Annotated in this window: 19 protein-coding genes and 1 pseudogene; 10 read left to right on the top strand and 10 right to left on the bottom strand. The window is 63.4% G+C overall.

What is annotated here, in order from left to right:
* The first annotated feature begins 74 nt into the window (after window positions 1–74).
* From yfiR to yfiB, 3 genes and pseudogenes are all read left to right on the top strand, one after another.
* Window positions 75–641: a regulatory sequestration protein YfiR gene (yfiR, locus tag HU764_RS22005; RefSeq protein ID WP_186702464.1), complete on the top strand. Its 567-nt coding sequence runs from the start codon at window positions 75–77 to the stop codon at window positions 639–641.
* On the top strand, window positions 638–1,906 hold the full coding sequence (gene dgcN, locus HU764_RS22000; RefSeq protein ID WP_186677973.1) for a diguanylate cyclase DgcN/YfiN: 1,269 nt from the start codon (window positions 638–640) through the stop codon (window positions 1,904–1,906). The genes yfiR and dgcN overlap by 4 nt, the downstream gene beginning before the upstream one ends.
* A 49-nt stretch (window positions 1,907–1,955) precedes the next feature.
* Window positions 1,956–2,397 (top strand): annotated as a pseudogene (gene yfiB, locus HU764_RS21995) (outer membrane lipoprotein YfiB).
* A gap of 237 nt (window positions 2,398–2,634) precedes the next feature.
* On the opposite strand, the gene HU764_RS21990 reads toward yfiB, so the two are convergent.
* Window positions 2,635–3,585: a LysR family transcriptional regulator gene (locus HU764_RS21990; protein WP_027595456.1), complete on the bottom strand. Its 951-nt coding sequence runs from the start codon at window positions 3,583–3,585 to the stop codon at window positions 2,635–2,637.
* A gap of 132 nt (window positions 3,586–3,717) precedes the next feature.
* On the opposite strand from HU764_RS21990, the gene HU764_RS21985 reads away from it, so the two are divergent.
* Window positions 3,718–5,244 carry a CoA-acylating methylmalonate-semialdehyde dehydrogenase gene (locus HU764_RS21985; protein WP_085273919.1) on the top strand — a complete coding sequence of 509 codons (1,527 nt, stop codon included), beginning with the start codon at window positions 3,718–3,720 and terminating at the stop codon, window positions 5,242–5,244.
* Between the two features lie 10 nt (window positions 5,245–5,254).
* Entirely contained in the window at window positions 5,255–6,142 is an 888-nt protein-coding gene (gene mmsB, locus HU764_RS21980; protein ID WP_027595454.1) for a 3-hydroxyisobutyrate dehydrogenase, read from the top strand.
* A 231-nt stretch (window positions 6,143–6,373) separates the two neighbouring features.
* Here mmsB and HU764_RS21975 read toward each other — a convergent pair whose 3' ends face one another.
* On the bottom strand, window positions 6,374–6,718 hold the full coding sequence (locus HU764_RS21975; protein WP_003251579.1) for a cupin domain-containing protein: 345 nt from the start codon (window positions 6,716–6,718) through the stop codon (window positions 6,374–6,376).
* Window positions 6,719–6,784: 66 nt separating this feature from the next.
* Between HU764_RS21975 and HU764_RS28190 the strand changes: the two genes are divergently transcribed.
* Window positions 6,785–6,955 carry a DUF3077 domain-containing protein gene (locus tag HU764_RS28190; protein ID WP_081717523.1) on the top strand — a complete coding sequence of 57 codons (171 nt, stop codon included), beginning with the start codon at window positions 6,785–6,787 and terminating at the stop codon, window positions 6,953–6,955.
* Window positions 6,956–7,059: 104 nt separating this feature from the next.
* Here the strand turns inward: HU764_RS28190 and HU764_RS21965 are convergent, their stop codons facing one another.
* From HU764_RS21965 to HU764_RS21935, 7 genes are all read right to left on the bottom strand, one after another.
* Window positions 7,060–7,992 carry a phosphatidate cytidylyltransferase gene (locus HU764_RS21965; protein WP_027595453.1) on the bottom strand — a complete coding sequence of 311 codons (933 nt, stop codon included), beginning with the start codon at window positions 7,990–7,992 and terminating at the stop codon, window positions 7,060–7,062.
* A 1-nt stretch (window position 7,993) separates the two neighbouring features.
* Window positions 7,994–8,617, bottom strand: coding sequence for a lysophospholipid acyltransferase family protein (locus HU764_RS21960; RefSeq protein WP_027595452.1), 624 nt, complete (start codon window positions 8,615–8,617; stop codon window positions 7,994–7,996).
* Window positions 8,618–8,627: 10 nt separating this feature from the next.
* Complete coding sequence (locus tag HU764_RS21955; RefSeq protein ID WP_027595451.1) at window positions 8,628–9,059, bottom strand: hypothetical protein; 432 nt, start codon at window positions 9,057–9,059, stop codon at window positions 8,628–8,630.
* A complete protein-coding gene (locus HU764_RS21950) occupies window positions 9,056–10,378 on the bottom strand; it encodes a phosphatase PAP2/dual specificity phosphatase family protein (RefSeq protein ID WP_186702465.1) in 1,323 nt (440 codons plus the stop codon). Before HU764_RS21950 ends, HU764_RS21955 begins: the two co-directional genes overlap by 4 nt.
* Window positions 10,375–12,132, bottom strand: a complete 1,758-nt coding sequence (locus HU764_RS21945; RefSeq protein WP_186702466.1) for a bifunctional alpha/beta hydrolase/class I SAM-dependent methyltransferase — start codon at window positions 12,130–12,132, stop codon at window positions 10,375–10,377. The genes HU764_RS21950 and HU764_RS21945 overlap by 4 nt, the downstream gene beginning before the upstream one ends.
* A 30-nt stretch (window positions 12,133–12,162) precedes the next feature.
* Window positions 12,163–12,768 (bottom strand): CDP-alcohol phosphatidyltransferase family protein, encoded by a 606-nt coding sequence (locus HU764_RS21940; protein ID WP_186677962.1) that lies wholly within the window; start codon window positions 12,766–12,768, stop codon window positions 12,163–12,165.
* Window positions 12,769–12,996: 228 nt separating this feature from the next.
* Complete coding sequence (locus HU764_RS21935) at window positions 12,997–13,878, bottom strand: LysR substrate-binding domain-containing protein (RefSeq protein ID WP_186702467.1); 882 nt, start codon at window positions 13,876–13,878, stop codon at window positions 12,997–12,999.
* 77 nt (window positions 13,879–13,955) lie between these two features.
* Between HU764_RS21935 and HU764_RS21930 the strand changes: the two genes are divergently transcribed.
* Complete coding sequence (locus HU764_RS21930) at window positions 13,956–14,720, top strand: sulfite exporter TauE/SafE family protein (protein WP_186702468.1); 765 nt, start codon at window positions 13,956–13,958, stop codon at window positions 14,718–14,720.
* Here HU764_RS21930 and HU764_RS21925 read toward each other — a convergent pair.
* Window positions 14,710–15,024 (bottom strand): putative quinol monooxygenase, encoded by a 315-nt coding sequence (locus HU764_RS21925; RefSeq protein ID WP_085273926.1) that lies wholly within the window; start codon window positions 15,022–15,024, stop codon window positions 14,710–14,712. The two genes, HU764_RS21930 and HU764_RS21925, sit on opposite strands and share 11 nt — an antisense overlap.
* Before the next feature lie 195 nt (window positions 15,025–15,219).
* On the opposite strand from HU764_RS21925, the gene mdaB reads away from it, so the two are divergent.
* From mdaB to ggt, 3 genes are all read left to right on the top strand, one after another.
* Window positions 15,220–15,810 (top strand): NADPH:quinone oxidoreductase MdaB, encoded by a 591-nt coding sequence (gene mdaB / locus HU764_RS21920; RefSeq protein WP_186677953.1) that lies wholly within the window; start codon window positions 15,220–15,222, stop codon window positions 15,808–15,810.
* 183 nt (window positions 15,811–15,993) lie between these two features.
* The gene (locus tag HU764_RS21915) at window positions 15,994–16,890 is read left to right on the top strand and encodes a LysR family transcriptional regulator (protein ID WP_027595444.1); all 897 of its coding nucleotides are present in this window, start codon (window positions 15,994–15,996) and stop codon (window positions 16,888–16,890) included.
* A 117-nt stretch (window positions 16,891–17,007) separates the two neighbouring features.
* The gene (ggt, locus tag HU764_RS21910; RefSeq protein ID WP_186702469.1) at window positions 17,008–18,675 is read left to right on the top strand and encodes a gamma-glutamyltransferase; all 1,668 of its coding nucleotides are present in this window, start codon (window positions 17,008–17,010) and stop codon (window positions 18,673–18,675) included.
* Window positions 18,676–18,719 lie beyond the last annotated feature (44 nt).

The following is an 18,719-nucleotide window of genomic DNA, read 5'->3' as shown; positions in this document are numbered from 1 at the left end:
GGCCGTCAGGTACGATTGGCGGCCATGTGCTATCGTTGCGCCAACATCTGAAAGGACTTCGAGAGATCTCCCACATGACCGTGGCCGGAAGGCGAGTGACGCGCTGTACGCTTTCGCTGTTGCTGGCGGTCCTGTTACTACTGGCAGGCCCTGTCTGGGCGGAAACCTCAGCAACCGCTGTGCAGGCACAGCAACGTGCCAAGGCTGTTACCCAAGTGGTGTTGGGGATCTTCAGTTACGCCCGCTGGCCCATCGAGCCTGTGCCCCTGCGCCTGTGCCTGATCGGCCCCACCGAATACGCAGACGACCTGATCAAGGGGCACGTGCAGGAGTCCGGGCGGCCGCTGCAGGTGCGTCGGCTGCTGGCTGACGATGCGCAGGTTGCCCAGGCCTGTGATGCCCTCTACATCGGTAAACTCGATCAGGGCCAGCGCGACCGCTTGTTCCAGCGTGTCAGCGGCCATCCAGTGCTGAGCATCAGCGAGGCCGACGACCCGTGTACGGTCGGCAGCCTGTTCTGCCTGCGGGTCAGCGACCAGCAGGTCGCCTTTGAAGTGAACCTCGATTCCGTGGCCCGTTCCGGCGTACGCATCCACCCCAGCGTGCTGCAATTGTCGCGGCGCCGAGGTGCGCAGCCATGAAAACGACCAACAGGCGTATTCGCCCGACCTTGCGTTCAGTGCTCGGCCGTGGCCACCTCAGTGTCGCCCTGCTCGCCGTGGGCCTGGTCGGTATTTCGCTGACCGTGCTGGGCGTGCTTGCCTTGCAGGTCTATGCCAACCACAACCTGCACCTGATCGCCCGCTCGATCACCTACACCGTCGAAGCCGCCGTGGTATTCGACGACAGCGTTGCGGCCAGTGAGGCGCTGGCACTGATTGCCAGTACCGAAGAGGTGGCCGACGCCAAGGTCTTTAACAATGAAGGCGAGCAACTGGCCCACTGGCAACGCAACGACAGCGGCATGCTTGCGCACCTGGAAACCCAGGTCGCCACCGCGCTGCTGGACGAGCCGGCCAACCTGCCGATCATTCACCAGCAGCAAAAGGTCGGGCATATCGAACTGATTGGCCAAGGCCGCAGCCTGTTGTTGTTCCTGCTCGGTGGCTTAGGCGGGATCCTGTTGTGCATGGTACTCAGCGCCGTCATCGCCCTGTACTTGTCGCGGCGCCTGCTCGGCAACATCGTTCGCCCATTGCGTGCCCTGGCCAGCGTTGCCCATGCTGCCCGCCGTGAACGTCGTTTCGACCGCCGTGTGCCAGAAGCCCCGATTGCCGAGCTTAACGAGCTGAGTAACGACTTCAACGCCTTGCTCGATGAACTGGAGGTGTGGCACAGCCACCTGCAGAGCGAAAACCAGACCCTTGCTCACCAGGCCAGCCACGACAGCCTGACCGGCCTGCCCAACCGCGCCTTTTTCGAAGGCCGCCTCAGCCGCAGCCTGCGCAACGCTGCGCGGCAGCAAGATCATCTGGCGCTGCTGTTCCTCGACAGTGACCACTTCAAGCAGATCAACGACAGCCTCGGCCATGCCGTGGGCGATGAAGTGCTGATCAGCGTGGCCGACCGCATTCGCGCCCAACTGCGTGAGCATGACCTGGTGGCGCGCCTGGGCGGCGACGAGTTCGCGGTGTTGCTGACGCCGCTGCAGTCGCGCTCAGACGCCGAACTCATCGCCGAGAAAATCGTCGCCAGCATGAAACTGCCGGTACAGCTGGACAGTGGCAGCAGCATTGCCACCTCGCTGAGTGTCGGCATCGCCTTTTACCCCCAGGATGGCACTGACCCTGCCAGCCTTCTGGACGCCGCCGATGCGGCAATGTACCAGGCCAAGCGTAAGCACCGTGGCCATTGGCAAGTGGCGCAGACGGAACGGTCCGCCACCGAAATCAAGAACAGGAGTTGAACCCGTGATTCATCGTTTGCGTATTCCCCTTTGGGCGTTGCTGCTTGCCATGCTGGCGCTTACCGGTTGCCAGACCACACCCAAGGGGCTGACTGCCGAGCAAATCGCCGTGCTCAAGCGTGAAGGCTTTGCCCCGACTGATGAAGGTTGGGCCTTTGACCTGTCCGGCAAGGTAGTTCGGCAGTGACCTGGACAGCCTCAATGGCCAGAGCCAGGCGATCGTCGAGCGAATTGGCAAAGCGTTGCTGGGCGTAGGTCTCCAACGCGTGCGGGTGGATGGCCACGCGGATGCGTCGGGCAGGGCCGCCTATAACCAGCAATTGTCCGAGCGCCGCGCACAGAGTGTGGCCAGAACGCTGATCGGCGTCGGCATGCCCGCGCAGAACATCCAGACCCGCGGCCTGGGCAGCACCCAGCCGGTGGCGGACAACCGCAGCGCCGCCGGGCGCACCGAAAATCGACGCGTATCGATCATCGTGGCGTCCTACTGAACAGACCCCCCTGTTAGGTTTTGTACGAAAAGTATGGTCATCCGTCGTTGTGGGAGTGGGCTTGCCCCGCGATCTGCCGCAACGCGGCAGCAAAGCCTGAATTCGCGGCGTCTTTGCACTATTTGATATCGGGTATAGGAGCGCTTCGCACTCCATCCCGGGGCAAGCCCGCTCCCACAAAACGTTCGTACAGAGCCTAATACTGGTTAGGATGGGGCACCCTGACTCCTTGTCGATCTACCCCTGAGCAAACCGCATCTCGCGCGTCTCGCCCATCAACAACGGCGCATTCGCCTCGGTCACCTCGCGAATGTAATCCCACAACAGGGTTATCCGCTTCAGCTTCCTCAAGTCCTCCCGGCAATACATCCAGAACTGCCGCGTCACCTCGATCTCCGCCGGTAACACCGTCACCAGCCGCGGGTCCTGCGCCGCCAGAAAACACGGCAAGATTGCCAGCCCACGCCCCTGCAATGCCGCGGTGTACTGGGCAATCACGCTGGTACTGCGCAAATGTGCATTGGCATTGGGAATCAGGTTGGCCAGGTACAACAGCTCCGAACTGAACGCCAGGTCATCCACATAACTAATGAACGGGTGCTTCGCCAAGTCCCCGACCTGCCGAATCGGCGCATGGTTATCCAGGTATGTCTGGGTTGCGTACAGTCGCAGCCGGTAGTCGCACAGCTTGCAGCACACATAGGGGCCGTGTTCAGGGCGTTCCAGGGCGATGACGATATCCGCCTCGCGCTTGGACAGGCTGATGAAGTGCGGCAACGGCAAGATGTCCACCGAAATGGCCGGATACGCATCGACGAAGTGGCTGAGTTGCGGCGTGACGAAGAAGCTGCCAAAGCCTTCGGTGCAGCCCATGCGCACATGCCCCGACAACGCCACGCCCGACCCCGAAACCTGCTCGCACGCCATGTGCAAAGTGCTTTCGATCGACTCGGCATAACCCAGCAGGCGCTGGCCTTCGGCGGTCAGGACGAAGCCGTTGGTCCGGGATTTTTCGAACAACAACGTGCCCAGCGCACCCTCCAGCGAGGTGATGCGCCGTGACACCGTGGTGTAGTCGACGCTCAGGCGCTTGGCGGCGCTACTGGCTTTGCGGGTGCGGGCCACTTCGAGGAAGAACTTCAGGTCGTCCCAGTTGAGCGCGCTCAGGGATGTGAGGTCTTTTTGCATGATGATCCGGTTTTTTTGTGCGTTCTTGTTGGATGTTTGCACATCTATACTCGAAAAAAGCCCCAGGACGCCACCTCGCGTTTGCACGGCGCTGGCGATCTCGATCCGACAATAATTCCAAGGAGAACCCAGATGAACGCACCTCAATCCCCCGACCAGACCAAGGTCGCGCAGGTCAAGCTGCTGATCGATGGCCAATGGGTCGAATCCAAGACCACCGAATGGCGCGACATCGTCAACCCGGCCACCCAAGAGGTGTTGGCGCGGGTGCCGTTCGCCACCGTCGAGGAAGTCGACGCTGCCGTGGCCGCTGCCCATCGCGCCTTCAAGACCTGGCGTGACACCCCAATCGGCGCGCGCATGCGCATCATGCTCAAGCTGCAGGCGCTGATCCGCGAACACACCAAACGCATCGCCCAAACCCTCAGCGCCGAGCAGGGCAAAACCCTCGCCGATGCCGAAGGCGACATCTTCCGCGGCCTGGAAGTGGTCGAGCACGCCGCTTCGATCGGCACCCTGCAGATGGGCGAGTTCGCCGAGAACGTTGCCGGCGGCGTCGACACCTACACCCTGCGCCAGCCGATCGGCGTGTGCGCGGGCATCACCCCGTTCAACTTCCCGGCCATGATCCCGCTGTGGATGTTCCCCATGGCCATCGTCTGCGGCAACACCTTCGTGCTCAAGCCTTCCGAGCAGGACCCACTGTCGACCATGATGCTGGTGGAGCTGGCGCTGGAAGCCGGCGTGCCGGCCGGTGTGCTCAACGTGGTGCATGGCGGCAAGCAGGTAGTGGATGCGATCTGCACCCATCAAGACATCAAGGCGATCTCGTTCGTCGGCTCTACCGAAGTCGGCACCCACGTCTATAACCTGGGCAGCCAGCACGGCAAGCGCGTGCAGTCGATGATGGGCGCGAAGAACCACGCCGTGGTGCTGCCTGACGCTAACCGCACCCAAACCGTCAACGCCCTGGTCGGCGCGGCTTTTGGCGCGGCCGGCCAGCGCTGCATGGCAACCTCCGTGGCGGTGCTGGTGGGCAAGGCCCGCGAGTGGCTGCCGGACATCAAAGAGGCCGCCAGCAAGCTCAAGGTCAATGCCGGCTCTGAGCCTGGCACCGATGTCGGGCCGGTGGTGTCCAAGCGGGCCAAGGAGCGGGTACTGGGCTTGATCGAAAGCGGCATCAAGGAAGGCGCCAAGCTCGAACTCGATGGCCGCGGCGTCACGGTGCCGGGCTATGAGCAAGGTAACTTCGTTGGCCCGACCCTGTTCTCTGGGGTGAAAACCGACATGCAGGTCTACACCCAGGAAATCTTCGGCCCGGTGCTGGTGACCTTGGAAGTCGACACCCTCGATGAAGCGATCGCCCTGGTCAACAGCAACCCGTTCGGCAACGGCACCGGCCTGTTCACCCAGAGCGGCGCGGCTGCACGCAAGTTCCAGAGCGAGATCGACATCGGCCAGGTCGGCATCAACATCCCGATCCCGGTACCGGTACCGTTCTTCAGCTTCACCGGTTCGCGCGGCTCCAAGCTGGGTGATCTCGGCCCTTACGGCAAGCAAGTGGTGCAGTTCTACACTCAGACCAAGACCGTCACCGCCCGCTGGTTCGATGACGACAGCGTCAATGACGGTGTGAACACCACCATCAGCCTGCGCTAAGGAGTTCGCCATGCGTATTGCATTCATCGGCCTGGGCAACATGGGCGCGCCCATGGCCCGCAACCTGATCAAGGCCGGGCATCAGCTGAACCTGTTTGACCTGAACAAGACCGTGCTGGCCGAGCTCGCTGAACTGGGCGGACAGGTCAGCCCGTCACCCAAGGAAGCGGCGGCCAACAGTGAGCTGGTGATCACCATGCTGCCGGCCGCAGCCCATGTGCGCAGCGTCTACCTGAACGATGATGGCGTGCTGGCGGGCATACGCCCCGGCACGCCGACCGTGGACTGCAGCACCATCGACCCGCAGACCGCCCGCGAGGTGTCCAAGGCCGCAGCGGCCAAGGGCGTCGACATGGGCGATGCGCCGGTGTCCGGTGGTACGGGCGGCGCGGCGGCCGGCACCCTGACTTTCATGGTCGGTGCCAGTGCCGAGCTGTTTGCCACGCTCAAACCGGTGCTGGAGCAGATGGGCCGCAACATCGTGCACTGTGGTGAGGTCGGCACAGGGCAGATTGCCAAGATCTGTAACAACCTGCTGCTGGGCATCTCGATGATCGGCGTGTCAGAGGCCATGGCCCTGGGTAACGCACTGGGCATCGACACCAAGGTGCTGGCCGGCATCATCAACAGCTCGACCGGGCGTTGCTGGAGTTCAGACACGTACAACCCGTGGCCCGGCATCATCGAGACCGCACCGGCTTCACGCGGTTACACCGGCGGCTTTGGCGCCGAATTGATGCTCAAGGACTTGGGGCTGGCTACCGAAGCTGCACGCCAGGCGCACCAGCCGGTGATTCTGGGTGCCGTGGCACAGCAGCTGTATCAGGCAATGAGCCTGCGCGGGGAGGGTGGCAAAGACTTCTCGGCCATCGTCGAGGGGTACCGCAAGCAGGATTGACGAGCGAGGTGTATTTCATCGCGGGCCAGGCGGCCTTCCCTCTGTAACTGCGCACCAGAGGGAAGGGCACCTGATCCGCGATTTTTTTTTGCCCGAACGTGCTGGTGAAGCCTCTTGTAGGAGCAGCCTTGTGCTGCGAAGAGGCCAGCCAAGGCAACACAATTGCTATGCCTGGTTTGGCCCTTTCGCAGCGCAAGGCTGCTCCTATAGGGGGATTTGCAGCCTAACGAATCAGGCGAACACGAAGTACTTACGCACCGTTTCGACCACTTCCCAGGTGCCTTTCATACCAGGTTCGATCACGAATACATCACCGGCTTTCAGGTGCTTCGGCTCTTCGCCTTCTGGGGTGATGATGCAGTAGCCGTCGAGGAAGTGGCAGAATTCCCACTTGTCATAGTTGACCTCGAACTTGCCCGGGGTGCAGATCCAGGTACCCATGATCTTGCTGCCGTCGGCCGACAGGTAGGCGTTCAGGTTGACGGTGTGCGGATCGCCGCCGATGCGCTTCCACTTGGTGGCGTCCACGACCGGCGTCGGGCAGGTTTCGCGCAGGACGGTGATGAAATCGGACATGGCACAACTCCTGGTGACTGGCTGAATGACTCGACACCATAGGGCCATTGGCCGCGCCGCAGTTGTCTGGGCTCGACGTCCAGGTGCCTGACTGCGCTATGTGGATCAGCGGCAGCTCTGACACTGGAGTCGGCCCTGGCGGAGCAGGGCGGGGGCAGCTTGATGTGGGCGGCGCACTACCTGAGTGGTATGGCCAAAGCATTGCTGGATGATGCGGCGCAGGGGTTAGAAGGCTGAGCTATGTGTCGGTTGGGCCGGCCTCTTCGCGGGTAAACCCGCTCCCACAGGGATTGGCGTTGCACCTGTGGGGGCAGGTTTACCTGCTAAGAGGCGCATCTTTCTCAAGCCCACCAATACCGCACAAAGTGGAAAAACACCGGCGCCGCAAAGCACACCGAGTCCATCCGGTCGAGCATGCCGCCGTGGCCTTCGATCATGTGCCCCCAGTCTTTCACCCCACGGTCACGCTTGATCGCCGACATGACCAGCCCGCCGAAGAAGCCCATGGCGTTCACGGTCAGGGCCATCAGTGCCGCCTGCCAGAAGTTGAACGGGGTAATCCAGCACAGCAGGGCGCCGATCAGTGTGGCCAGTGCCACGCCACCGACGAGGCCTTCGAGGGTTTTCGAGGGCGATAGGTTGGGCGCCACCTTGCGTTTGCCGAACAGCTTGCCGCACACGTATTGCAGCACGTCGCTGATTTGCACCACGAGGATCAGCCAGGCGATCAGCAGCAGGTTGCGGCCCTCGAACCCGGGGATGTCGAGGGTCATCAGCGCGGGCACCGAAGACACGCAATACACCGCGATCATCAGCCCCCATTGCACCTTTGATGCGCGCTCGAGAAAGCGCGTGGTGTCGCCGCCGAAACTGGCAAGGATCGGCAGCAGCAAAAACAGATAAACCGGGATGAAAATACTGAACAAGCCATACCAGTCCATGGCGATCAGCACGTACTGCACCGGCAGCGCCACATAGAACGCCGCCACCAACGCCGGGTAGTCGCTGCGCCGGGTGGGGGTGAGGGTCATGAACTCGCGCAGCGCATAGAACGACACGCCGTAGAACAGCACGATCACGCCGTACTTGCCGAACAGGAAGGCGATGCCGATCACCAGCACCATCACCCACCAGGCGTTGATGCGGGCGTTGAGGTTGTCGATCACCGCATGCGGCGCGGGGCCGGCACGCCACTTGAGCAGGCGGCCGATCACGCTGGCGAGCAGCAGCAGGGCGCCGATGCCGGCGAACAGCGAAAGGGTATTGTCGTCCATGTCAGGCATCCTTCGGCGCCAGGTTCAGCAGGGCCTGGCTGGCCCGCTCGAGAAAGGCCTGCTTGTTTTCATCAGCCAGCAGGTGGAGAGGTTCGCCAAAGCTCAGCGTGCACAGCAGCGGCAATGGCAGGGCGCGGCCCTTGGGCATGACCCGGTTGAGGTTGGCGATCCACACCGGCACCAGCTCGACGTCGGGGTTGGCCGCAGCCAAATGGTACAGGCCGCTTCTGAATGGCATGAGCGGCTCATCGCCCAGGTTGCGGGTGCCTTCCGGGAAGAAGATCAACGAATCGCCCTGGGCCACGGCCTCAAGAATCGGCTGCAGGGGGCTGCCTTGGCCTTCTGCGCGCTGGCGGTCGATCAAGACGCCGTTGAACACCTTGCGGATGAGAAAGTCGCGAATACCGGGCTTCGCCCAGTAGTCGGCCCCGGCCACCGGGCGGGTGCGCCTGCGCAAAGGTTCTGGCAGCGAGGCCCAGAGCAGCACGAAGTCGCCGTGGCTGCTGTGGTTGGCGAAGTACAGGCGTTGCACCGGCTGCGGTGTGCAGCCGAGCCATAACGCACGGGCGCCAGTGATCAGCCGGGCGGCCGAAGTGATGACGAAAGCGGTCAAGGTCGCAAGCATGGGGCGGTGGTCATCCGGTAAAGGGCAGTGTCAGCAGGGTAGCCAAGGCCAGCAACAGTTGTAGGCCCAGGCACATGGCTTGGCGGCGCAGCAGGGCTAATGCGGCTTGGCTGCGAGCGGGCCAGTCGCGGCTATCCTTGGCGTGCGGTTTCAGGTTGAGGTCAAACAAGGCACGGTCCAGCGCTTGCGTGTCTGCAGGTAGGTCTTGGCTGGCGCCAAGGTGGGCGAACAGTTCGGCGTCCAGGGCCACGCGGATGGCCCAGTACTTGTGCAGCACGCCGAGCGCCAGCAGCAGCGCGCACAGCAGGCTGCCCAGTGGCGGCAGCGCGGCGCCCAGCAAGGGCGCCAGGCCAACGCCCAGGGCGAGCAGCGTGATGCCGTCCGACAGGCGCTCCAGCTGGGGGCCCCGGGCCAGTAGGCTGGCAGTCAGTTGCAGGTTCATCGCTGTGCGCCAAGTTGTTGCAGGGCCTGTCGATGGGCCGCGTGCAAGACCACGCCAGCGCGTGCGCTGCGTATCCGCTGTTCAGCGTGGTCAGCATCGGCGCAGCGCCCCGTGAGTACCAGCCAGGCCGCCACGGCGCTGGCGCTGCGCGAAAATCCCAGGGCGCAACAGACCAGCAGAGGGCCTTGCTGGCGCAACTGCTCGATAGCGTTGGCCGCTTCGTGCAACAGGTTGCTGTCGGGCACGATCAGGTCCAGGGTGGGAAGCGAGCGGTAGTTCTGAGCGGTGAGAGCGGCCCCAGTGCGGCACGGCAGTTCGGCGCAAAGGTCGACGATGGCAGCGAACTGCGCGCCCTCACCACGGCCAGGAATCCGCCCCAGGAATACCCCGTCACACACCTCATCCGCCTGCGGATGGCGCCGTGTCCATACCCTGGAATTGATCCACGCCCCGATCAGATAGGGCAGCAGCAGCCAGGTCGCGGCGCTGGACAAGCGCCCATCGGCGCCCTTCTGAAAACCACCCGCGCCGAACAAACCGTAGTTCAGTGCCACCCACAACAGCGCCACGGCTGGCCAAGACAGCCACAACCCGGCACCGCCCACCGCGTAGGCCAGCCCCGCACACAGCAAGGCCCCAACGCCATAACACAGCGCCAGCCGCTGGCATTTGCCATCGTGCGCAAGGCGGGCCTGCTGCCATGGCAGGCGATCTTGCCACGGCCATAGCCATAAGCAGACAAACCCTGCCAATGCCCCGGTGGGCACGTCGATGAAGTGATGCTGCCAGGTGGTCAGCACCGACACGCCGATCAACGCCATCCAGCCATGCATCACCCAGCGCCAGGGCTGGCGGTGCACGTGCCGGGCGAACATCGTCCAGATGATCACCAGCAACGCGATGTGCAGCGAAGGTGCCTGGTTGTAAGGCTTGTCGAAGCCCATCAGCACATCGAACAGCCAGCCGAACAGCCCAGCCATTTCTGGCCGTTCGAAGGTGAACCGCAGCGGCCAGAGCAGGAAGCAACTGACGCTGATCACCTGTGCCGTGAGCAGCGCCAGGGCATGCCGGTCCATCTCTTGGCGCGTGCGTGGCAGCAGGAAGGACAACCCGTACAGCAGGTCGATCGACCAGTACGGGATGATCGTCCAGGGCCACAGCGGCATGCCGTGCTCCCAGCCGAACACCAGGCTGCCGACATCACTGCGGCTGGCAGTGTGAGTATTCACCAGCCCATAGCTGAGGAAGAAGAACGGCCCCAGCAGCAACAGCCAGAACACGCCCCGCCGAATCAGCCCGGGCTCACGCGCTGGGTTCATTCACGCACCCGTTGCGCTAGGCTGACGCTGAAGATGCCCCATTCGTCGATGCGCTGGGCCAGCTTGCGGAAGCCCGCCGCCTCGACCAGTTGGTCCATCTCTGCCTGGCTGCGCCGGCGCATCACCCACGCCTCGCCGCCACGATGGCTGGTCAGGGCACGCGCGATCATCTCCAGTTGAGGGTGCCAAGGTTGCCCTGTGTAGACCAGGTAACCGCCTGCTTCGACGGCATCGGCAAGGCCGGCCAGGGAATTGCTCACCAACGCGTTGCTGGGGAACAGTTCGTACAGGCCAGACACCACGGCCAGCGTAGGCCCTGGCTGCAGCGCCGCGAGGCTGGCGCGGTCGAAGGCATCGCCCTGGACGAAGCGAGCAACCTCGGCCAGGCCTTTTTCGGCGATCAATGCGCTGCCTTGTTGCACGTTCAGTTCGCTGTAGTCGCGCAGCAGGATGGAGTCCGGCCGTTGTTCGAGTTCCTCCAAGGCTTCGAGGATGTAACGGCCGTGGCCGGCGGCGATGTCGACGATATGCACCGGCCGCTGCTCGGCGCGCAGGCGGGCAATGGCCTCGCGCAGCAGTTCTTCGACGTGCAGTTTGCGCTGGCGAATGCCGCGCCAGCCGATGGCGTTGAGGTAGTTCTGGTCGACCATGCGGCCCAGCTTGCCTTTGCCCGTCGGTTGGTTGCGGTAGACGTAGTCGAGGGTGCTGCCAGAGTCGAAGCCGGTGTCAAACCCCAGCTTCACGCCCTCGGCCAGCCCTTGGCCCAGGCGCAGGCTGGCACGGGTGGCGCGCCAGTAGAGGTCGCGGGGCGAGTTGCGTGGCAAGGGCGCGGCCAGGCTTTCGGCTTCGGCGCAGCTGGCACCGACCTTGTCGGCATCGAGCAGCGAAGGCGCGGTAACAGGGCTGTCGAAGCAATGTGCGACGAAGCGCTCGATGCGCTTCAGCGCATGGGCGCGGTCGCGTTCACCGAGGGTGTCATGGAAAAAGCCCGGGAGGATGTGCATTTCTTTGCGTGCACTGCCCAGGCGCTCGAAAAAGCGCTCCTGCGGTTTGCGCTCGACCACAAGGTCCGCGCCAGAGACCAGCAGCTGCGTCGGTACCTGAATAGCCTGGGCGTCAGCCACCACACGGTCGGCGGCTTCGTACAGGCCCAGCAGCATGGTCACCGAAATCGGCCGGCTGATCAGCGGGTCGGCCACGTACGACATGACCCGCTCGGGGTCATGGGTAAGCAGGCGCGGCTTGACGTAACTGTTGACGAAGAAGTTGCCGCGCACGGCCTTGAGCAGCTTCAGGCCGGGCCGTGCGAAGGGCACGTACAGCTTGACCTTGAACGCCGGCGAGGCCAGCACCAGGCAGCGTACCTTGGGCGCGTAGTCGTGGGCCCAGGTGGCGATCAGCACGGCGCCGACGCTTTGCGCCAGCACCACCATGTCGTGCTCGGCGATGCCGTGCACGGTCTGCAGATGCTCGATGAAGGTCTGCACGTCGCGCACGCTGGTGGCAAACCCTGGGCTGTCGCCGCGGGCGCCCGGCGACTGGCCGTGGCCGCGGGCATCCCAGGCGAAGAAATCGTAGCCCGGCATGTCCAGTTCGTCGGCCAGGTGGGCCATGCGCCCGCCGTGTTCGTGGCCACGGTGGAACATCACCACGGCGCGGCGCGGCTGGTGTTCATTGCGTGTCGCGGGCCAATGACGGTAGTGCAACTCGACACCGTCATGGGTAGAGAAATGCAGCGATTGCGCTTGGCGCATGGCGAGAATCCTTGTCCGGCGGCGATGGGCTCAGCGGGCTTCGACCAGCCCTTGGCGAACCCGGTTGTAGAGGGTATAGAGCGAGAGCGCGAAGATGACCAGCAAGAGGCCGTTGAGCCAGGTGGCGTTGAGCAGGCCGAACGCAACGCCGGTGCCCAGCACGCCAAAGGCGAATGCCCGGTCGCTCTTGCCCATCGGCCCGTCGTAGCGGCGCGAGGCGCCTGCCAGCGGGCCCATGACGCCGGCGTATTCGCTGAAGGTCGCACTCAGCACCACCAGCACCACCAAGCTGGGCCAGACGCCAGCCAGCAGGGCGAAAGGCAGGTACAGCGCGGCGTCAGCGATCACGTCGCACAGTTCGTTGAGGTAGGCACCGAGCCTGGATTGCTGGCCGAATTCCCGCGCAAGCATGCCGTCCACGGCGTTGAGCGCCATGCGCAGCAACATCCACAGCGGGATCAGGATGAACAGCCAGGTGATGTGGCTGAACTCGGCCAGCAGCAGGCCCAGCAGGACCGAGACCAAGGCGGCGGCGACGGTGACCTGGTTGGCGGTGACGCCACGGTCGTAGAGGCGCTTGACGCCGGGCCGGAGCAAGGCCTGGAAGCGGGGTTTGAGCTGGTAGATCGAGGGCACTTGGAACTCCTTTTCGTGGTGCAGCGTGATTGTGGGCAAAGAGCCCCGGTGGCCGCAAGCGCCGGAGCAGATTTACGCCTATTCGTGTAGGAGCGGCCTTGCGTCGCGAACGGGGCGCGCAGCGGCCCCAGAATTCAGGGTCCTTGCAGATATTGCTGGGGCCGCTTCGCAGCCCTTTCGCGACGCAAGGCCGCTCCTACAAAAAACGTGCATTGGGCGAATGTAGCCTCAGCCTGCCAAGCACTTGACCAAACCCGCCGCATACCCTGGCAACGCTGCAAAATCCCGCGCGCACACCATCAACTGGCGGTTGGCCCAGTCCTCGCGAAGCGCCACCCAGTGCAGCGGCAGCAGCCCTTGCCAGCGTTGCACCGAAGCCAAGGGCACAACGCCGACCCCGGCGCCCCCCGCGACCATGCGCAGCACCCCATCGAAGCCATCGGCTCGTACCCGTACGCGCATCCGCAAGCCTTCACGCAGGGCCTGTTCCTCCAGGTACAAGGCCAATGCGCTGTCTGCTCCCAGCCCGACATGACCATGGGCCAGGCTGTCGATGAAGCTCGGCGCAGGGTGTGCCGCCAGCGGATGCGCAAGGGGGGTCACCAACACCAGTGGGTCATCGCGAAAGGGCAGGGTCTGCAAATGCTCGCTGGGCGCCGCAGTCGAAATGATCCCCAGGTCGGCGATGCCTTGGGTAATCGACTGCACGATGCGCAAGCTTGGCAGCTCTTGGACATCGACACTGACGCCGGGGTTCTGTGCCAGATAACTGGCCAGCAATTCGGGCAGGTACTCGGTCAGCGCCGCGGTGTTGCACAACAGCCGCACCTGGCCTTGCAGCCCCTGGGCGTACTGGCTCAGGTCGAATTGCAGGCGCTCCACTTGCTGCGCGATCAGGCGGGCATGCTGCAACAGCGCCTGCCCGGCAGGCGTCGGTTGTACGCCGCGGCGATTGCGCGCTAGCAATTGCGTGCCCAGGGACGCTTCCATCGCGCGGATGCGCGCACTGGCAGCCGGCAGCGACAGATGGCTGCGCCGGGCGCCGGCAGTGATGTTGCCGCATTCCAGGGTGTGCCGGAAAAGCGCGAGGTCGATCAGGTCGAAATGCATGTGCCTCTGTCCTACCAATAGTCAGGCTGAGTATATGGCAGATTTTCAGCCAGCCTGGCGCACGCCATCATGGCCCTATGAATACCTTGATCGCGTTCTATCAACACATTGGCCCGGCACTGACACTGCTGGTGGTCATCACCTTTCTGCTGGCCGGCACCGTCAAAGGCGTCATCGGCCTCGGCTTGCCGTCCATCGCCATGGGCCTGCTGGGCCTGGCTATGCCGCCTGCGCAGGCTGCCGCTTTACTCATCGTGCCGTCGACACTCACCAACCTCTGGCAGCTGGCTGCCGGTGGTCATCTGCGGGTGCTGCTGCGTCGCCTGGGGCCGATGCTGGTGATGATCTTTGTCGGCACCCTGCTTGGCAGCGCATGGCTGGGCATCAACAGTGGCGCGTGGGCCGCGCATGCGCTGGGCGCCGCGTTGCTGGTGTATGCGGTGTATGGGCTGATGGGCCCAGGGTTGCGCGTGGCGCAAGCGCGGGAAGGGTGGCTGGGGCCGCTGTGCGGCTTGGTGACGGGCGTAGTCACGGCCGCTACCGGCGTATTCGTGATGCCGGCAGTGCCGTACCTGCAAAGCCTTGGCCTGAACCGCGACGAGATGATCCAGGCTTTGGGCCTGTCGTTCACGGTCTCGACCCTGGCGCTGGCCCTGGGCCTGGCCGGGCAAGATGCCTTGGGCGGCCAGGCGCTAGGTGCTTCATTGCTGATGCTGGCGCCAGCACTGGTGGGCATGCTGGCGGGGCAGTGGTTGCGTCAGCGCATCAGTGCCGCGCTGTTCAAACGCTGCTTCTTCATTGGCTTGGCCGTGCTCGGCGGCCATCTGCTGATCAACGGTTAGCAGACGAGGCGCTGAGCATGTCGATCAACTGGATATCGAACTCGCGCTCCAGGTAGTCCATGCGCTTTTCGAAGAACGCGACCATGTGCGGCAGGGCCGAGTGCACATCCAGTGCAGCTTTGTCCGCCCACACTTCGTAGAACACGAACAGGCTCGGGTCGGCCTTGTCGCGCAGCATGTGGTACTCGATGCAGCCCGGTTCCTGGCGGCTGGGTTCAACATAGGCGCGGAACAGGGTTTCGAAGGCTTCGGCCATTTCCGGGCGGGTCTTGGCTTTGAGGATAAAAGCGTACTGCTCGCTCATGGATCGCTACTCGCTGGTGAATGATGAACCGATTCTAAGGCAATAATTAGCTGGCCATTCGTGATTTGAAAGCAATTGTATTTTGACTCATAGCCGCTGTTTCCCCTGCCGCTGAGTCTCTAATCTGCCGGTCATCCAATTTGACTCGACCGAGGCAGAACGCCCTCGGATCGACATCGCCAAATCGAGGCCAGCATGAAAAACATCCTTCAGCTCAACGGTGGTAAACAGTTCGCTCACTCCGATGGCCGCCTTAACGCGACCCTGCACGAAGCGGCCCTCGCGCACCTGGACCGTGCCGGTTTCGACGTGCGGCAGACCTTCATCGATGGCGGCTACGATGTGCGGGAAGAGGTCGAGAAGTTTCTCTGGGCCGACGTGGTGATCTACCAGATGCCCGGTTGGTGGATGGGCGCACCGTGGACGGTGAAGAAGTACATCGATGACGTCTTCACCGAAGGCCATGGCAGCCTGTACGCCAACGACGGCCGTACCCGTTCGGATGCCTCGCAGAAGTACGGCAGCGGTGGCCTGATTCAAGGCAAGCAGTACATGTTGTCACTGACCTGGAACGCCCCGCAGCAGGCGTTTGACGACCCCAGCGATTTCTTCGAGGGCAAGGGTGTGGACGCCGTGTATTTCCCGTTCCACAAGGCTAACCAGTTCCTTGGCATGACCGGCTTGCCGACCTTCCTGGCGGTGGATGTGATGAAGCGCCCGGATGTGCCAGCGGCGTTGGCAGCGTATGAAGCGCACTTGGACAAGGTGTTTGGCAAGGCTGTGTAAGTGCCTGTGACTGGGGCTGCTGCGCAGCCCAATCGCCGGCAAGCCGGCTCCCACAGTGGGTTCGACGACAACGCGAACCCTGTGGGAGCTGGCTTGCCAGCGATTGGGCCGCGCAGCGGCCCCCTTGCACAGACCCCACCGACCCGCTATGAATCACGGCACACTCCAGCCAAGGCCAAGCGCGTGAAAACCCGATCCGAAGAACTCCAGGTATTCGTCGCTGTGATCGACTGCGGTTCGATCTCTGCTGCTGCCGAGCAGGTGGGCCAGACCCCGTCAGCCGTCAGCCGCACCTTGTCGCGCCTGGAGGCCAAGCTTGGCACCACCCTGGTCAACCGCACCACCCGGCGCATGGACCTGACCGAAGAAGGCCGCTTCTTTCTTGAGCGCTCGCGGCTGATCCTGGAACAGATGGACGCGATGGAAGAGCGCCTGTCGATGAACCACCAGACCGCCACCGGGCGCCTGCGCATCAACGCCGCCGCGCCGTTCATGCTGCACGCCATCCTGCCCTGGATCGGCGAGTTCCGCCGCCAGTACCCCGGCATCGAGCTGGAGCTCAACACCGACGACCTGATCATCGACCTGCTCGAACAGAGCACCGATGTGGCGATCCGTATCGGCGAGCTGGCCGACTCCAGCCTGCACGCCCGCAACCTGGGGTGCAGCCCGGTGCAGGTGCTGGCCAGCCCCGCCTACCTGGAACGCCACGGCACCCCGCAGCGCGTCGAAGACTTGGCCAACCACTGCTTGCTCGGCTTCAGCCAGCCCGAGTCGCTCAACCACTGGCCCTTGCGCCATGCCCAGGGCGACCGCTGGGCGATCCGCCCCGCGCTGATCGCCTCCAGCGGCGAAACCCTGCGCCAGCTGGCGCTGGCCGGGGAGGGCATCGTCAGCCTGTCGCATTTCATGACCCACGAAGACATCCGCAGCGGCCGCCTGCAGGTGCTGTTGGGCGACGCCAACAACGGCTATCGCCAGCCGATCCATGCGGTGTACTACCGCAACACTCAGTTGGCGCTGCGCATCCAGTGCTTCCTCGATTTTATCCAGCGCAAGCTGGCGATGTACGCCTGCTGAGTTGCCTGAACGCGACACATCCTGCCCAAAGGCGGCGAAACTTCCTACGTTGGATTGCACAGTCGACACGCTTCGGCCTTACTGAGTGATCAACAAAAACAACACCAAGGAAGTGTCATGCGTATTGTCCTGTTCCCGACCATGGCCCTCGGAGCCGCGATCCTGACCTGTTCCTCGGCCTATGCAGCCGCCCTGGAAGGTGGCGCGGTGGCTGCGCCCGATCAATATGGTGCACAGGTTGCCGCCGATATCCTGAAAAAAGGCGGCAACGCCGTGGACGCCGCCGTGGCAACGGCATTCACCCTGGCGGTGACCTACCCAGAAGCCGGCAACATCGGCGGCGGTGGCTTCATGACCCTGTTCGTCGACGGCAAGCCCTACTTCCTCGACTACCGCGAAGTGGCGCCAAAGGCAGCCAGCCGCAACATGTACCTGGACGACAAAGGCGAGGTGATCGAGAACCTCAGCCTGGTCGGTGTGCGGGCAGCAGGTGTACCCGGCACGGTGATGGGCCTGTGGGAGGCGCACCAGAAGTTCGGCAAGTTGCCGTGGAGCGAGCTGCTGACGCCGGCCATCGGCTATGCCAAAAACGGTTTCAAGATTGCCGAAAAACAGTACCAGTACCGCAACGATGCCCAAGGCCTGTTCAAGACGGCGACCAACTTCAATGACTACTTCGGCAACATGAAGGTCGGCGAACTGTTCAAGCAGCCAGAAATGGCCCAGACCCTCGAGCGCATTGCCGACAAGGGCGTAAGCGAGTTCTACCAGGGCAAGACCGCCGACCTGCTGGTGGCGCAGATGCAGGCCGACAAAGGTCTGATCACCAAGCAAGACCTCAAGGACTACAAGGCGGTCTGGCGTGAGCCGATGGCCTTGAGCTGGCGCGGTAACGTGGTCTACACCGCGCCACCGCCAAGCTCCGGCGGCGTCGCCCTGGCCCAGTTGCTGGGCATCAAGGAAGACCGCGCGGCAGACTTCAAGGGCGTGGCGCACAACTCGGCGCAGTACATTCACCTGCTTGCCGAGATCGAGAAGCGCGTGTTTGCCGACCGTGCCGACTACCTGGGTGACCCGGCCTTCACCAAGGTGCCGGTCGATCAGTTGATTGCCAAGGAGTACCTGGCCAAGCGCGCCGCGCAGGTCAACCCCAAGGCCATTTCGGTCACCGATGACGTCAAGCCGGGGCTGGAGCCGCACCAGACCACGCACTTCTCCATCGTCGACAAACAGGGCAACGCGGTCAGCAACACCTACACCCTCAACCTCGACTACGGCAGTGGCGTGGTGGTCAAGGGCGCCGGCTTCCTGCTCAACGACGAGATGGACGACTTCAGCGCCAAGCCGGGTGCGGCCAATGCCTTTGGTGTGGTCGGCGGGGATGCCAACGCCATCGAGCCGGGCAAGCGCATGCTGTCATCCATGAGCCCGAGCCTGATGACCCGCGATGGCAAGGTCGAGCTGGTGATCGGCACGCCAGGTGGCTCGCGCATCTTCACCTCGATCTTCCAGGTGATGAACAACCTGTACGACTACGACATGCCGCTGGAAAAGGCGGTAGCGGCACAGCGTGTGCACCATCAGTTGCTGCCTAAAGACACTATCTACTTCGACAGCTATGCACCGCTGACCGGGGCGGTGGCGGATGACCTGAAGAAAATGGGTTATGTGCTGGAGGACCAGGGCTGGGAGATGGGCGATATCCAGGCGATCCGGGTGAACGGGGACAAGCTGGAAACGGCGTCCGATCCGCGTGGGCGTGGGGTGGGGATGATCGTCAAGTAATTCGGTTGACTCAGTGCTGGCCTCTTCGCGGGGCAAGCCCGCTC

Origin of the sequence: Pseudomonas kermanshahensis (assembly GCF_014269205.2) — a bacterium.
Classification (GTDB): Bacteria; Pseudomonadota; Gammaproteobacteria; order Pseudomonadales; family Pseudomonadaceae; genus Aquipseudomonas; species Aquipseudomonas kermanshahensis.
This window is presented reverse-complemented; position numbering and strand designations above follow the sequence as displayed.